Below are 14,628 nucleotides of genomic sequence, written 5' to 3' on the forward strand. Positions count from 1 at the left end.
GCGACGCAACATGGAGTACCTCCTTTGACTGATTCTGACACAGAGAGCTACAGCACGGCGCAGAAAGTTCTGCATTGGAGCATAGTCGTTCTGGTTTTCCAGCAATATTTTGTGTTCGATGTGATGGCAGCGCCGTTTCGGGAAACACTGGACGACGGAGCTTTGGTGTGGACGGTGACGTCTGTCGCTCACGCGGCGATTGGATCCGTACTCTCGGTTCTTGCGGTGTGGCGGCTGGCGTTGCGGCTCATTGAGGGGGCACCGCTGCCAGTCGCGAGAGAACCTCATATAGCGCAGAAAATATCAAAGCTGGCGCACGGCGCGTTCTACATTCTGCTGCTTGGCTTGCCTGTGACCGGATTTGGCGCCTGGTTTCTGGGGAATGAAACCATGGCCCGTGCACATGAATATGGAACAACGGCATTGCTGGTAGTTCTTTGCCTGCATGTGGCGGCAGTTCTGGTTCACCAGTTCTGGTGGAAGACTGATTTGTTGCGCCGCATGAGTTGAGGCGGCGCCAACTCCTGGGGGGAGCATATGACTGAGCCTTGTTTCGACCTCGCCCATTTGGGCCATGTCGAGATTCTAACTGATCGATTCGACGACAGCCTCGATTTCTTTACCCGTGTGTATGGCCTGACGCTGTCGGGGCAGGATGCGGACAGCGCCTATTTGCGCGCATGGGATGATTATGAGTTTGCGACGCTCAAGCTGACCCTTTCGGACAACACCGGGATTGGCCATATCGGCTATCGCGCTGCGTCGCCGCAGGCGCTCGAGCGTCGCGCGCAGGCGATCATGGCGAGCGGTTACAAGGTGATTGGCTGGAATGATGGCGACCTTAGCCATGGTCGCGCCTTTCGGTTCGAGGACCCGTTTGGCCATCTGTTCGAGATTTACTATGACACGGTGAAATACCAGCATGGCGATGCCGATCGTCCTGCGCTCAAGAATAACGCCAGCCGGTTCCACCACACGGGGGCCTGTCCGCGTCGGATCGACCACCTGAACCTGCTGGCCGGTGACGTGCGCGAATTTCGCCGCTTTATGGAAACCTGCCTTGGCAGCCGCGTGACCGAGATGATCCAGCTCGACAACGGTCGGATTGGCGGCTGCTGGTTCACCATCAACAACAAGACATATGATCTGGCTTGCACCGAAGAGCATGGCGGCGGCACCGGGCGGTTCCACCACGTCACCTATGCCTGCGATCAACGCGAGGATATCCTGCGCGCGGCCGACATCTTTCTTGAGAATGGCGTGCATATCGAAACCGGCCCGCACAAACATGCCATTCAGGGGACATTCTTTCTGTATGTCTGGGAACCTGCGGGAAATCGGATCGAACTGGCCAATGCGGGCGCGCGGCTGATCCTTGCCCCCGATTGGGAACCGGTTGTCTGGACCGAAGCCGACCGCAAAAAGGGTCAGGCCTGGGGCCTGAAGACCATCGAAACCTTTCACACTCACGGCACCCCGCCGGTCAAATCCTGAGGAGCCGACTATGCCCATTGTTGTCCAGAATATAGCCCGCGCAAACCCTGCCACCATCGACGCGCTGGGCGCTGCTGGTGTCGCCACCGTCCACGAGGCGCAGGGCCGCCGCGGCTGTTTGGCGGCGCAGATGCGCCCCATCTATCGCGGGGCGCGCATAGCCGGCTCTGCGGTGACAATCTCGGCTCCTCCCGGGGATAACTGGATGCTGCATGTCGCGATCGAGCAGTTGCAACCGGGGGATATTCTGGTGCTGGCGCCGACCTCGCCCTGTGACAACGGGTATTTCGGCGATCTTCTGGCGACCTCGGCCGTGGCGCGGGGCTGTCGCGGGCTGGTGATTGACGCCGGTGTGCGCGACGTTGCGGATCTTGAACAGATGGGCTTTCCGGTCTGGTCCCGCGCAATTTCAGCTCAGGGCACGGTCAAGGAAACGCCGGGGTCGGTCAATGTGCCAATCGTCTGCGCCGGTCAGGCCATCGAGGCGGGCGATGTCATTGTGGCTGATGACGACGGTGTGGTTGTCGTCCGCAGCGCCGAGGCCGAAGAGGTGCTGAAGGCGGCACAAAAGCGGTTGAACGCCGAAGAGACCAAGCGCGCCCGCCTTGCTTCGGGTGAATTGGGCCTCGACATTTACGACATGCGCGGACGGCTTGCGGAAAAGGGCCTGAAATATGTCTGACGGCATCCCATGTCTGTGGATGCGTGGCGGCACCTCGAAAGGGGCGGTGTTCAACGCCGCTGACCTACCGCGCGATCAGGATGCACGGGATGCACTGCTGCTGAGGGTCATGGGGTCGCCCGACCCGCGACAGATCGACGGGATCGGTGGTGCCGACCCTCTGACCTCCAAGGTGGCGTTGCTGTCTGTGTCAACGCGCGACGATGCGGACATCGACTATCTGTTCCTACAGGTCTTTGTTGATCAGACGCTGGTGTCGGACGCGCAGGGCTGCGGCAATATCCTGGCTGCCGTCGGGCCCGCAGCGATTGAGATGGGGTTGTTCCCCGCTGTTATGGGCGAAACGAGGGTGCGCATCCATATGGTCAATACCGGCGAAGTGGCCGTGGCCACCATTGCGACGCCGGACGGCCACGTGACCTATCACGGCGATGCGGCCATCGATGGCGTGCCCGGCAATCATGCTGCGATCCCGCTGATGTTCCGGGGCATTGCCGGGTCGATGTGCGGCGCGCTGCTGCCCACCGGCAATGTGGTTGATGTGATCGACGGGACTGACTGCACCCTGATCGACAACGGTATGCCCTGCGTGATCCTGCGCGCCAGTGACTTTGGCATCACTGGTACCGAAACGCGCGACGATTTAGAGCAGAACGCGACCGTGAAAGCCCGTCTTGAGGCGATCCGCCTGAAGGCCGGGCCGCTGATGGCGCTGGGGGAGGTGCGGGACAAATCGGTGCCCAAGATGACGCTGGTCTCGGCCCCGCTGGCTGGGGGGGCGATCAACACCCGCTCGTTCATCCCGCATCGTTGCCATGCCACCATCGGTGTCTTTGCCGCCGTGACGGTGGCAACCGCCTGCACGCTGCGTGGTTCACCCGCTGCGCGATGTGCGGTCCTGCCGGACGATGGGCGGTTCCGGGTTGAACACCCCTCGGGTGCCGCCGAAGTCCTGCTGGAGCAGGGGGGGAATGGCCAAATCACCGGGGCGGGTCTGCTGCGCACCGCACGCAAGCTGTTCGAGGGGCGAGTGTATCCGTGACGACCGGACCACTGGGCAGTCCGGATGACACCATGTCCAGAGACGACACCGTAGGGAAAAGGGAGACGGAGCGTGACCACAACCACATTGGCCGACAAGATCGCACAGAGCGGCGGGGCCGCACGGATGCTGCAAAACGCGCAGGCGGGGGCCTATCCGTTTCCTGTTGCGCCGCAATTCACCAACTGGATCGAAGAAGTCCGCGCCTGGCGTCAGTCGGCGGTGCTGCTGGATCAGTCCTACCACATGACCGACCTTTATGTGCGTGGCCCGGACGCGCAGCGGCTGCTCAGCCATGTCGGCGTGAACTCTTTTGCCAAATTCGGGCGTAACAAGGCCAAGCAGTTGATCTGCGTCAATCCCGACGGCTATGTGATCGGCGACGGCATCCTGTTTGGCCTTGAGGACGACGAATATCTGTTCATCGGACGGCCCCCGGTGGCCAACTGGATCGCCTATCAGGCCGAGACGGGTGATTTCGACGTCACCACGGAATTCGATATCCGCAGTGTCGAAAACCCGGACGCCCCGCGCAAGCTCTACCGGTTCGAGGTGCAAGGCCCCAACGCGCTCGATATCCTGAACGCGGTGAACGAGGGCGGGCCGCTGACCACCAAGTTCTTCAACATGGGTGAGATTACTATCGCAGGCTGTAAGGCACGCACGCTGGCCCATGGTATGGGGGGCGCGCAGGGGCTGGAACTTTGGGGGCCTTACGGCGACCGCGAAACCGTTCTGGCCCGGCTGATGGAAGTGGGCGCTGCTCATGGCTTGTTGCGGGCCGGGTCGCGGGCCTATTCCACCTCGGCGATGGAATCTGGCTGGATTCCGTCACCCTTGCCGGCGATCTATTCCGGCGACGCGATGGCCCCGTACCGGGACTGGTTGTCCGCCACCGGATTCGAGGCAACAACGTCGGTCGGCGGGTCATTTGAGCCGGACAATGTTGCAGACTATTACCTGACGCCCTGGGATCTGGATTATGGTCGGGTGGTCAAGTTCGACCACGACTTTATCGGGCGTGCCGCGCTCGAACGGATGGCGCAGCAGACGCACCGGACCAAAGTCACTCTGGTCTGGGACAAGGACGATGTGCTGACGATCTTTGCCGGCATGATGGAGGATTTTCCCGCGCCCAAGCTGATGGAACTGCCGACCGGAAACTATGCCGCACACCCCTATGATCAGGTGGTGCATGACGGCGAAATGGTCGGGATTTCGACCTATCCGGTCTATTCAGCCAATGAGCGTGCGTGGATTTCTCTGGCCATGGTACGCGATGATCTGGCCGCTACGGATACGGCGTTGTCGATCCTGTGGGGCGAAAAGAACGGTGGCACCGGCAAACCGCATGTGGAACAACATCGGCAGATCATGGTCGGCGCGACCGCGCAGCCATGGCCGATCCACGCGGCTGCGCGGCAGACTTATCGCGCACAAACCTAGACACGGCGCGGCCCCCGGGAGGCGGGATACCGATGCCGCACTAAACGTCCCGCAGGAGCCTGCACCAGCGCAGGTCCGGGCGAATACGAAATAAAAAAAGGGAGGAATACAAATGTTCTATAAGACCGTAGGAAAATACGCCGCGACGGCGATTGTGGCGACCGCCTTTGGCGCGATGCCAGCGGTGGCTGAAACGCTAAGCTTTGCACATTTTGTGCCGCCGCAGCACACCATCACCAGCTCAACCATCGAACCGCTTCAGGCGGCAATTGCCAAGATGTCCCCGGATCTTGAGATTCAGGTTTATCCGGGCGGTGAACTGGGGGCTGGCCCGCTTGAGCAGTATGTGCGCGCGGTGCAGGGCGTCGCGGATATGGTCTGGGGTTTGCAGGGCTACACCTCGTCGCAATTCCCCAAGACCATGCTGTCAGAGCTGCCAGGGGTAAAAACCGACGGCCAGAATGGCTATGACATCCTGTGGGATGCCTATGAATCGGGCCAGATCTCGGGTGAGTTCCCGGCCACTGTGCCGCTGGCGCTGTATCTGTCGGAACCCAACGTCTTTATCATGAAGGACCATGATGTCCGCACACCTGCCGATGTTGCCGGTCTCAAGATCCGGGTTTCCGGTTCGGCCGCGGCGCGCGTGATCGAGGCGCTGGGCGCCACCGCCGTTCAGATGCCCGCGAACGAAATCTACAATTCGTTGCAGACTGGGCTGATTGACGGTGTGGTGACCGGGGCATCCGCTATTGGTGATTTCAAGCTGGACGAAGTTGCCAACAGCTATACCACTGGCGTCTCACTTGGTCAGATCTCGTTTTACGTGGTGATGAACAAGGCGCGCTATGATGGGCTATCCGACAAACATCGCGCGGCCATTGACAGCATCGCGGGGCGTGCGCTGTCGAAATCGGCCGAAGATGGCTGGAATGCGCGGGCCGAACAGGTTCTCGACACCATCCAGTCGACCGGAGATAACACCGTGATCGAACTGACGGCGGACGAGGCTGCGGCCTTCAGTGCCATCACCGATCCGCTGGCCGATGTCATCGCCGCCGAAATCGGTGCCGAGGATGTGCTGGCAACCATGCGTGGCAACTGATCCATGCTAAAAACGCTGGACATGTGGGCTGGCAGGCTGACTGGCCTGGCAGCCCTGATCGGCACTGTCGGTCTGATCGCAGAGGTCGTGGTGATCCTGGTGGATGTTGTCGGACGGTATTACGGCAGCCCGCTCAGAGGGGCGCAAGACATCTCGACCATGGCGATGGTGCTGCTGGTGTTCGGCGGCATGGCCTTGTGTGACCGTCGCGGCGGTCACATTGCGGTCGATCTGTTTGAGAAATCCATGCCGGTCTGGCTGCGCCGGACGGGCGATGTGCTTTCGGCCCTGCTGGGCGCTGCAATCTTTGGCGGTATCGCCTGGACCATGCTGGAAAGCGCGGCATTGTCGCGGATGCTGAACCTGGCCACCAACATCATCCAACTGCCCAAGGTTTGGTTCCAATACGCGGTTGTTTTCTTTTCCATCGTCACAGCGCTGGGAATGTTTCTGCGTGCCATCACACTAATTTTCACGGATGCACCGCCACCCCGGCCGGAGGACGCACATTGAGCGATTTTTCAACCGGCGTTGCCGGTATCCTGCTGCTGTTTGTCCTGTTGGGGCTGCGGGTGCCTGTGGCCTTTGCGATGTTCGCTGTCGGCTTTGGCGGCATCACATTGCTGCGCGGGTTCGACGCCGCCAAGGGTTTGCTGGCCTCAGAGAGCTTCACACTCGCCTCTTCGGCGGAACTGGTTGTCGTGCCGCTGTTTATCCTGATGGGCAACGTCGCGACTGAAACCGGGATGAGCCGTAAACTTTATGACGCCGCCTATGCGGTGATCGGGTCGGTGCGTGGCGGTCTGGCCTCGGCCACCGTGATCGGCTGCGGTGGCTTTGCGGCGCTGTCCGGCTCGTCCGTGGCCTCCGCCTTGACCATGGGCAAGGTGTCGCTGGGCGAAATGGACCGCTTTAACTATGATCCGCGTCTGTCGACCGGCGCGGTTGCGGCTGGCGGCACGCTGGGCATCCTTATCCCGCCCTCAACCGGGTTTGTGATTTATGCCATTCTGGCACAGGAAAGCATCGGGCGGCTGTTTCTGGCGGGCATTCTGCCGGGCCTGCTGCTGCTGGGCATGTTTGTGCTGACGATATCGTTGCTGTGCTGGTTCAACCCTGCGCTGGCACCACTGGGACCGCGCACCACGCTGCCGGAAAAGCTGCGCGCAGTCGGGGGGGCCGCACCGATTGGGCTGGTCATCGTGTTGACCATCGGTGGTATCTACGGCGGGCTTTTTTCGCCGGTCGAGGCGGCTGCGGTTGGCGCCGGACTGGTGATCCTGTTTGGCATTTTCACCGGCACGCTCAGGCTGCCAACGTTGTGGAGCGCAGCCAAGGATTCAGTTGTGACCACAGCCACGGTCATGCTGATCCTGATATCGGCGCATCTGATGAACCCGTTTTTGGCATTGTCGCATATCCCGCAGGCGCTGGGTGAATTCCTTGCCGCGCTCGATCTGCCGGCCATGGCGATTCTGGGGCTGATCCTGCTGTGCTATCTGGTGCTCGGCTGCTTTCTCGAAGGGTTCGCCATGCTGGTTCTGTCGATGCCGATCTTCTATCCCGTGATCCTGTCACTGGGGATCGACCCGATCTGGTTTGGCGTTCTGGTGGTGTTGACGCTGGAAATGGGGTTGATCTCGCCCCCAGTCGGGGTCAATGTGTTCATCGTGAAATCAGTGGCCCCCAAGGTGCCGCTGGGCCAGATCTTTCGCGGGGTTATTCCGTTCTGGTTTGCGATGCTGGTGACGCTGGGCATCCTGATTGCGTTCCCATCTATTTCACTGTTGCTGCCCAACACGATGATCGGCGCGCAGTAGCGCGACATCTGCATTTCTGAGTTCATCGCCGGGGAAACGACCCCCCCGGCGGTATCGTTCAGAGCGTCGTCCATAGCTGGAACAACAGCCCGGCTGCAAACGACCCGATCAGCGCAATCCCGAGATAGAGAAAGAACACCTGCCGTTTGACCAGCGCCCAGACGGCAATTGCCGCAGGCAAAGAGGTGACACCGCCCGCCACAAGAAAGGCAAGCCCAGCCCCCGGTGCCATGCCCTGACCAATAAGGCCACCGACAAGCGGCAGCGCCGCATAGCCGTTGAGGTAGGCGGGCACGCCAACCAGTGTCGCGATGCCGATAGGCGCCAGACCGCTGCCACCCAATGCACGGGCCACCAGATCCGCAGGTAGCCACGCCAGCATCAGGCTTTCCAGCAGAAAGGCGAGCGTCAGCCATTTGGCAAGAAACAGCGTCGTCTTGATGCCTTCACGCAGGAATTTGGCGACACGGGCATCGTCTTTCCAAAACGACCAGACCACGGGCTGTGCTTTGCGGACTTTGGTGCCGCCGCAACCGCCATTGCCGACATCTTCGCGCAGCGGGTCGGTCAGGCCGCCGGCTTGCGACAGCATATGCGTCACAAACCCGCCGGTTATTCCCAGCCCGACTGCGGCCAGAGTCTTGGCAATGGCAAACTCGACCCCCAGAACACCGGTGGTCAGGACAAACATCGACGGGTCCATCACCGGTGATGCCAGCCAAAAGGCCATGACTGCAGACAGTGGCACACCCATCGCCAGAAGGGCGGCGATCAGCGGGATCACCCCGCATGAACAAAACGGCGACAATCCCCCGGCTGCAGCTGCAATCAGGATCATCACTATCGGAGACCCGGTAAAGGCCCGCGCAATCAATCCATCCGCGCCCGTCGCGCCCGCATAGGCGGCAATGGCGATGGACAGCACCAGGAACGGTGCCACATCCAGCAGATTGCGGGTCGCAAAACCGGCGCTATCCATTCCCTGTTCGGGTGCCAGAACAAACAACGCGGCAAGCAGCGCCGCGCAAACCAGCCAGACCCGTTCACGGCTCCAGAGGTAAAGTAGCATATCCGCGACCCGTGATCGGACGCCAAGTACAAGTTCAGTCATGTCTATATCCCTGGGATTGTAGTTATATTTAAGTAAGAAAAAGCAATACCGTTCAAGCCGCAGCCCCCGCTTTGGTCAGCGTGACGCCGACGCAGCATTCCGACGTCAGAAAGGATACAGTTTGTTGCATGGCGTCGAAATTCACCCGATTTATGATCTGGCGGCCCTGCCGTTCCTGGATCACCAGATCGGCATCGACCAGCGCCCCAAGATGATGCGCCAAGGTTGACGCGGCCATACCCAGATGTTGACCGATTTCCCCCACATTCAGCCCCCCATGCCCGGCCCGCACCAGCAGACGGAAGATCGCCAGACGGGTGTCATGGCCAAGAGCAGCAAGAGACTGGGCGACTGAAGTATGTGTGGTCATGCCGAAATTATAACTATAAATATAGTTATGTCAACGCGACGCAGAATGCGCACCTGACCCCCAACCAGACCAACGGTCTAAGCCGTCTGAAAAAATAGAAAATTACAGGTTCGCGACGCTGATTGCGGGGCCCGCGCACCCGGTTCCACGCAATCAAGTATAGCGCGACTCAGCCTTTGGTCATGGGGTCGATCCGCTGCGCCTGGAATCCGTCGGCAAGACGGGTCAGGCGAATCTCGGCCACGACACCGCCTTTGGCAAACGGATCCCCATCGGCAAAGGCCTGCGCCAGCGCGCGGCTGTCAGCCTCAAGAATACCAAAGTTGCCCAAGGCGTTGCCATCCGCATCCATGGTCGCACTCCCGACAAGAACACGGGCCAGCCCACCCCCGCCCGAGGCAACCCAGGCCCGATGTTCGGGGCGCAGGGCGTCGCGGCGGGCGTCCATGTCGGGGTGATGGGTGTTCTGCATCAGGAAATACATCACGCCTCACTGTTTTCTAGCACAACCATACCCGCGCCGGTCATCGAGGCGGGCGAATAATAGTGGCTGTGAACCGTGTGCACCTTTTCATCCATCGCGCCGCGCATCACCAGCCACATGATCAACTCGGCTCCTTCTGAGCCGAAGACTTCGACATAGTCTTCGCGGGTCATGTTGCGGTATTTTTCGGGGTTGTCACCGATCTCGGCGATCCAGGCGCGGTCGGCCTCGGGATTTATGAACCCCGCGCGGCTGCCTTGCAACTGATGCGACAGGCCACCTGTGCCCAGAATGGCGACCGTCTCTTCCGTGTCCCAACTGGCAATCGCCTTGCGCAGAACCAGCCCCAGATCCCACATCCGCTGTGGCGTCGGGATCGGAAACTGGATGGTGTTGACAAGGATCGGCACCACACGCGCCGGCCAGGCTTCGGGGCGGCCAAAGAACAGTTCCATCGGCACCTGCATCCCGTGATCCACCTCAAGCTCGCGACAGACCAACGGGTCAAAATGGTTCTCGACCATTGTATCGACCAGATGCCAGGAAAACTCTGGGGCACCGGGAAAATCCGGCACGGCGCGCGGGCCCCAGCCCTCGTCGATGGGGCGGTAGCTGTCCGCGACGCCAACTGCAAGGGTTGGCACCTGATCAAGGAAAAAGGCGTTTCCATGGTCGTTAAAGATCACCACGGCGATGTCGGGTTTCTTGTCCGCCATCCAGGCACGGGCCGGGATATAGCCGTCAAAGAACGGTTTCCAGTCGGCGGTATCCGCCAGCCCCTTGTCTATTGCCACCGCGATCGAGGGTACATGGCTTGTCCCCAAGCCTCCGATAATCTTGGCCATTCAGCTTTTCCCCAGTCTTTCGCGCAGGAATTCTTCGTGAGTCATACCGGCCTGTGCGGCCCCGATCAGGGTGATCGGCACTGGGTCCACCGCGGCTATCTTGAGAATGAAAAACAGGTTGCCGCCCAGTCGCATCATCTCTTCCCAGTCGCGGTTGGTCACTGCCGTCTTTTGTTCGTCGCTCAGGCCAAAGCGGTCAAGGTAGGCCGCCTCGTCGGCGCGAAAGGCGTCGCGGTTTTCGGGTTTCATCAGGCTGCTGCCCATCTTATTCAACTTATAGCCGGCATTTGCCCTGTCACGGTCAAACAGCGGCGTTTCAGGCAGCCTGTCGCCGTCGGCGCGACTCTTGATCGGATTGGATGGCATTGGCTCTTCCTTTCAGGCGCTGGTCAGGAACGGGACCAGCGCGTCGATCACCGCCTGCGGCTGTTCCACCGGGGCAAAATGGCCGGCATCTTCGATGACGACAAGATTGGCGTGGGGCAGGATCCGCTGCATATCCTCGTGCTGCGACACTGGCGACCATGCATCCTGACGCCCGACAATCAGCTGCACGGGGCAGGTGATACCGCCCAGATAGGACGCAGCGTCGGGCCGGTTCACCAGCGCGGTAATCTGGCGTTCGTGAATCTTGGGATCGTGGCGCAGTACCATTTCCGTCAATAGCGACATCAGCGCCGTATCGCCGTGTCGGTCGGGGTGCACCATCCCCGGCAACCAGCGCGCGGCCAGCGCCTGCATCCCGTTGTCGCGGGCGAAGGCAACAATTTCTGCACGCTTTTCGGTTTCGCCGTCTTTCAGCGGGTGGATGCCAGTGTCAAGAAGGGCCAGCCGTTCAACGCGTTCGGGTGCCAGCCGTGCCATCTCCATCGCGACGCGGGCCCCCATGGAATGCCCGGCAATGCGCAGCGGACCGTCAGCCAGATCAAGGCAATCCCGCGCCATGTCAGTCAGGCTGTCGCGGGCGCGCAGGGACGGCACCTGCACCTTTGCGTCGGGGCCAAGCGCGGCCAGAACCGGCTCCCAGACCACCCGGTCGCAGAGCAGTCCCGGAATCAGCAAAATCGTGTCATCGGTCATTGCAGGTTTGGGTCCTTTTGTCAGCCAGGTATCGTGCGATCCGGCATGGCAAAAGGCGCGGTTCGGCACAGCGTTTGTGTCAGACTAGGGATCATGGCGAGGATTGTCCCTCAGAAATTGTCCGGTCACACCCGATACCAAAGTCTGCATATTCGCGGCGCTCTGTCATGTTGAAGGGGGGTTACTGCAACTCAAGCAGCCTGCCAAGGCCCTGAAATCGGTCGCCGATTTGGGCGCAGCGCATCAGGTGCCAACCCAAAACCTGATTGCTGGACAGGACGGGCAGGTCGGTGCGGTCCTCTAGCTCGGGTATGACGTTGAGCGTGCGCAGATTGGTGCAGGACAGGAACAGCCCGTCGATATCGCCCTGCGCGGCCAGCGTTGTCGCAGCGGCAATGACTGACGCAGGGGCGATCCGCACCACGCGGGCCTCAACCGCCTCGTTAAAGCTGCCGAACACCGGCGTTGCAATGCCGTCGGCGGCCAGCACGCTTCTGAGCCGGTCCGACACCGTCGCCACATAAGGGGACAGAACGCCCAACTTTCGTATCCCCAGCACATTGCAAGCGGCCAGCAGCGCAGTCACCGGGTTGGTCACCTGTCGCGCTGGCGCGCCGCTTTGGACCAGCCTGGCCACCTCTGATGGGCCAATGACGGCAGCCCCTGACGTGCAGCCATAGCCCACCACCGCAAAGTCCTGCGCCTTGGGCAGCAGTGCGGCGGCGGCGGGCAGATCTGTGGCCATGCGGCCCAGCGTCGTTTCGGTCACTTCGTCGCCGCTGGGCACACGGCTGACCAGCAGGTTGACGCGCGACGGGATCAGGCGGCGCATGTCATGCTCGAGGCTCTCGTCGGACTGAAGAACGATCAGCCCGATCCGCGTCTCGGTTGTGGTCTCCATGTCACAGGAAAAATGTGTCACGCCGCGTCTCCGATCACGGGAATGTCGGGGCCTGCGGGCCTGGTCAGCCATTCGGCACCGTGGTCGCGCAGCACGATATTCTCTTCGTGGACCATGATCCGCCCGTCATCGAGCGTCACACAAGGTTCGAGCGTCAGGACCATCCCAGCCCTCAGGACAGAGCTGTCGGATGGCAGGATCGACAGCCCCTCGGTCAGTTGCAGCCCCAACCCGTGACCAAACCGCCCCGGCCGCGGCGACGGATCCTGACAGATTGCATTCATCACGTGGAATACATCCGCTGCGGTGGCCCCCGGCCGGGCGGCGACCAAGCCCGCCTCGGTCGCGGCGATCAACCGGGTATGGGCGTCGACTGTGCTCGGGCTTGGTGGCCCGACAGAAAAGTTGCGGTCAAAATCGCAGAAATAGCCCTGATGCACCAACCCCGTGTCCAGCATCAGCACATCACCGGCGGCCAGCGGCGCAGACGTCGCGGGCGAAATCACGTCGCGATACCCGCCCGGTTCCGCCGCCCCGGCCAGATAGGGCACCCAGTCGGCACCCTCTTCAAGGCAAAGGCGCTGAAAACCGCGAAACACCTGATCCAGACCAATGCCGACGCGCGCCACCTCGGGCACCCGGTCAAAGGCGCGTCCGGCGATGGCACAGGCGGTGCGGATCAGCGCGATCTCAGCTTCGGATTTGATCGCGCGCAAGTGCCGCAGGATGTCGAAATCCGGCACACACGTGCGCTGACCAAGATCCTGTTGCAGCCGGTGAAAGTCGCCGAGCGGCATCCGCAGATGGGTTTCGTGCCCCATTGGCAGGCCGATCATTCCGCACTCTGGCACCAGCGCGCGCAGTGTCTCGCCCAGCAGGGTGACGCCGTCGTCGCTCAGGTCCGGCGCGGCCCAAGTGCGGATATCCGTGACCCAGCCTCGTGCCATCAGCGGCGCACCAATTGCGGGGATTACCGCCACCGGCGCGCCCGTCGCAGGAAGGATGACAAACCATGGTCGCGTCGGGCTTTCCCAGAATCGGGTGAGAAATCCAGTGAGGTATAGGATGTCCGGCCCGGTGGTCAGTAGCAGCGCGTCAAGCTGGTGTTCTACCATCAACGCCTGGGCCCGGGCGGCGCGCGCCTGATACTCGGACGCCGGAACGCTCACTCCGGGGGCTCTTCGGTGACAAAGGTCAGCACCCGTGACGCGGTGGTAAGGTCAAGCGCGTCGCAGAGCGGTGCGCAATGCAGCAGCGCGGCAAGGCCGGCCGCGCCAGAGGGCGTTGTGCCAAGGCCAAGTGCGGCAAGATCCGGCAGCACAGCCGCCACCTGTGCGTCTGTCACCGTCAGTACAGCGTCAGCGTCGCGGGCCAGTCCGGCCAGCGCGATCATCGACGCCTCTTTGCAGTCTAGCCGCCCCATGTTGGACACCGGGCCAAACGCCGCGCGAAATTCCTGGGCGGCGAGCGAGGCGGCGACACAGTCGGCGGCATCGGGTTCGACCACGATGACCTTGGGTGCATCCCCCCAGGCGCTGCGGGTCCGCGCTGCCACAGATGCGGCCAACCCGCCGACACCGGCCTGCACAAACACGTGCGTCGGCGGGGGATCCATCGCCGTGACCACTTCGTCCATCAGCGCCAGATATCCCTGCATCAGCCGCCAGGGCAGTTCGGTATAGCCGGGCCAGGAACTGTCCGATAACAGAGTCCAGCCCTTTTCCTCTGCGGCATGGGCCGCCGCGTCCATGCTCGCCTCATACGTCTGGCCGGCACGGACAACCTCGGCACCCTTGTCGCGCAGCCTCAGGGCAAAGCTGTCGGGCACGGTGTCAGACAGATACACCACCGCGCGTGCGCCAAAGACCTGCGCGCCGGCTGCGACTGACAGCCCATGGTTGCCGGCGCTGGCGGTCACATAGGTACGCCCGGCAAGTGCGGTCCCTGGGGTGTCGGGTGCGACCGCCATTGCCTCGTGTGCGATTACAAATGCTGCGCCCAGCGCCTTGAAACTGCCCAGCCCCATGCGGGCGCGCTCATCCTTGGCCCAGACGCTGGCGACCTGCGCGCGTGCCGCGAGATCCGGCAGCGACACCAGTGGGGTGATCGCAGCGACCGGACAGCGGTCGAGCAGGGCACGTACCGGGGCGCCATCCTCGGCTGGGAGCGGAATATCGTCCGGTAACGCAAAATACGCACCGGTCAGGCGGCAAGGGTTCGAGGTTAGTTTTATCTGTGTCATGCCGCC

The 14,628-nt window shown here is 61.8% G+C and carries 17 protein-coding genes; 8 read left to right on the plus strand and 9 right to left on the minus strand.

Annotated elements, in window-relative coordinates; genetic code table 11:
- Positions 1-24 precede the first annotated feature (24 nt).
- From IMCC21224_RS04885 to IMCC21224_RS04920, 8 genes are all read left to right on the plus strand, one after another.
- The gene (locus IMCC21224_RS04885; RefSeq protein WP_053078894.1) at positions 25-510 is read left to right on the plus strand and encodes a cytochrome b; all 486 of its coding nucleotides are present in this window, start codon (positions 25-27) and stop codon (positions 508-510) included.
- A gap of 27 nt (positions 511-537) precedes the next feature.
- On the plus strand, positions 538-1,494 hold the full coding sequence (locus IMCC21224_RS04890) for a VOC family protein (protein WP_047994395.1): 957 nt from the start codon (positions 538-540) through the stop codon (positions 1,492-1,494).
- A gap of 10 nt (positions 1,495-1,504) precedes the next feature.
- Positions 1,505-2,176, plus strand: coding sequence for a 4-carboxy-4-hydroxy-2-oxoadipate aldolase/oxaloacetate decarboxylase (locus IMCC21224_RS04895; RefSeq protein WP_047994396.1), 672 nt, complete (start codon positions 1,505-1,507; stop codon positions 2,174-2,176).
- The gene (locus IMCC21224_RS04900) at positions 2,169-3,218 is read left to right on the plus strand and encodes a 4-oxalomesaconate tautomerase (protein WP_047994397.1); all 1,050 of its coding nucleotides are present in this window, start codon (positions 2,169-2,171) and stop codon (positions 3,216-3,218) included. The genes IMCC21224_RS04895 and IMCC21224_RS04900 overlap by 8 nt, the downstream gene beginning before the upstream one ends.
- Positions 3,219-3,290: 72 nt before the next feature.
- Positions 3,291-4,664: an aminomethyltransferase family protein gene (locus tag IMCC21224_RS04905; protein ID WP_047994398.1), complete on the plus strand. Its 1,374-nt coding sequence runs from the start codon at positions 3,291-3,293 to the stop codon at positions 4,662-4,664.
- Between the two features lie 112 nt (positions 4,665-4,776).
- A complete protein-coding gene (locus IMCC21224_RS04910) occupies positions 4,777-5,769 on the plus strand; it encodes a TRAP transporter substrate-binding protein (protein ID WP_047994399.1) in 993 nt (330 codons plus the stop codon).
- Positions 5,770-5,772: 3 nt separating this feature from the next.
- The gene (locus IMCC21224_RS04915) at positions 5,773-6,282 is read left to right on the plus strand and encodes a TRAP transporter small permease (RefSeq protein WP_047994400.1); all 510 of its coding nucleotides are present in this window, start codon (positions 5,773-5,775) and stop codon (positions 6,280-6,282) included.
- Entirely contained in the window at positions 6,279-7,589 is a 1,311-nt protein-coding gene (locus IMCC21224_RS04920) for a TRAP transporter large permease (RefSeq protein WP_047994401.1), read from the plus strand. The genes IMCC21224_RS04915 and IMCC21224_RS04920 overlap by 4 nt, the downstream gene beginning before the upstream one ends.
- A gap of 58 nt (positions 7,590-7,647) precedes the next feature.
- Here IMCC21224_RS04920 and IMCC21224_RS04925 read toward each other — a convergent pair whose 3' ends face one another.
- From IMCC21224_RS04925 to IMCC21224_RS04965, 9 genes are all read right to left on the minus strand, one after another.
- Complete coding sequence (locus tag IMCC21224_RS04925; protein WP_047994402.1) at positions 7,648-8,700, minus strand: permease; 1,053 nt, start codon at positions 8,698-8,700, stop codon at positions 7,648-7,650.
- 52 nt (positions 8,701-8,752) lie between these two features.
- Positions 8,753-9,070, minus strand: coding sequence for a helix-turn-helix transcriptional regulator (locus IMCC21224_RS04930; protein WP_047994403.1), 318 nt, complete (start codon positions 9,068-9,070; stop codon positions 8,753-8,755).
- Between the two features lie 169 nt (positions 9,071-9,239).
- Entirely contained in the window at positions 9,240-9,554 is a 315-nt protein-coding gene (locus IMCC21224_RS04935) for a YciI family protein (protein WP_047994404.1), read from the minus strand.
- The gene (locus tag IMCC21224_RS04940; RefSeq protein WP_047994405.1) at positions 9,554-10,399 is read right to left on the minus strand and encodes a class III extradiol dioxygenase family protein; all 846 of its coding nucleotides are present in this window, start codon (positions 10,397-10,399) and stop codon (positions 9,554-9,556) included. The genes IMCC21224_RS04935 and IMCC21224_RS04940 overlap by 1 nt, the downstream gene beginning before the upstream one ends.
- Positions 10,400-10,765: an extradiol ring-cleavage dioxygenase gene (locus IMCC21224_RS04945; protein ID WP_047994406.1), complete on the minus strand. Its 366-nt coding sequence runs from the start codon at positions 10,763-10,765 to the stop codon at positions 10,400-10,402.
- A 12-nt stretch (positions 10,766-10,777) separates the two neighbouring features.
- On the minus strand, positions 10,778-11,479 hold the full coding sequence (locus IMCC21224_RS04950) for an alpha/beta fold hydrolase (RefSeq protein WP_047994407.1): 702 nt from the start codon (positions 11,477-11,479) through the stop codon (positions 10,778-10,780).
- 181 nt (positions 11,480-11,660) lie between these two features.
- Positions 11,661-12,401, minus strand: a complete 741-nt coding sequence (locus IMCC21224_RS04955) for an Asp/Glu racemase (RefSeq protein ID WP_231582016.1) — start codon at positions 12,399-12,401, stop codon at positions 11,661-11,663.
- Positions 12,398-13,549, minus strand: a complete 1,152-nt coding sequence (locus tag IMCC21224_RS04960; protein WP_255347983.1) for a Xaa-Pro peptidase family protein — start codon at positions 13,547-13,549, stop codon at positions 12,398-12,400. The genes IMCC21224_RS04955 and IMCC21224_RS04960 overlap by 4 nt, the downstream gene beginning before the upstream one ends.
- Positions 13,546-14,622, minus strand: coding sequence for a pyridoxal-phosphate dependent enzyme (locus IMCC21224_RS04965; RefSeq protein WP_082135137.1), 1,077 nt, complete (start codon positions 14,620-14,622; stop codon positions 13,546-13,548). The genes IMCC21224_RS04960 and IMCC21224_RS04965 overlap by 4 nt, the downstream gene beginning before the upstream one ends.
- Positions 14,623-14,628: the final 6 nt, after the last annotated feature.

This window comes from Puniceibacterium sp. IMCC21224, assembly GCF_001038505.1.
In the GTDB taxonomy this organism is placed as follows: Bacteria; Pseudomonadota; Alphaproteobacteria; order Rhodobacterales; family Rhodobacteraceae; genus Puniceibacterium.

Coding starts and splice junctions, on each gene's coding strand:
- IMCC21224_RS04895 (WP_047994396.1), top strand. CDS start 1,505: ATGCCCATTGTTGTCCAGAATATAGCCCGCGCAAACCCTGCCACCATC.
- IMCC21224_RS04910 (WP_047994399.1), top strand. CDS start 4,777: ATGTTCTATAAGACCGTAGGAAAATACGCCGCGACGGCGATTGTGGCG.
- IMCC21224_RS04900 (WP_047994397.1), top strand. CDS start 2,169: ATGTCTGACGGCATCCCATGTCTGTGGATGCGTGGCGGCACCTCGAAA.
- IMCC21224_RS04935 (WP_047994404.1), bottom strand. CDS start 9,554: ATGTATTTCCTGATGCAGAACACCCATCACCCCGACATGGACGCCCGC.
- IMCC21224_RS04965 (WP_082135137.1), bottom strand. CDS start 14,622: ATGACACAGATAAAACTAACCTCGAACCCTTGCCGCCTGACCGGTGCG.
- IMCC21224_RS04930 (WP_047994403.1), bottom strand. CDS start 9,070: ATGACCACACATACTTCAGTCGCCCAGTCTCTTGCTGCTCTTGGCCAT.
- IMCC21224_RS04950 (WP_047994407.1), bottom strand. CDS start 11,479: ATGACCGATGACACGATTTTGCTGATTCCGGGACTGCTCTGCGACCGG.
- IMCC21224_RS04940 (WP_047994405.1), bottom strand. CDS start 10,399: ATGGCCAAGATTATCGGAGGCTTGGGGACAAGCCATGTACCCTCGATC.
- IMCC21224_RS04925 (WP_047994402.1), bottom strand. CDS start 8,700: ATGACTGAACTTGTACTTGGCGTCCGATCACGGGTCGCGGATATGCTA.
- IMCC21224_RS04915 (WP_047994400.1), top strand. CDS start 5,773: ATGCTAAAAACGCTGGACATGTGGGCTGGCAGGCTGACTGGCCTGGCA.
- IMCC21224_RS04890 (WP_047994395.1), top strand. CDS start 538: ATGACTGAGCCTTGTTTCGACCTCGCCCATTTGGGCCATGTCGAGATT.
- IMCC21224_RS04945 (WP_047994406.1), bottom strand. CDS start 10,765: ATGCCATCCAATCCGATCAAGAGTCGCGCCGACGGCGACAGGCTGCCT.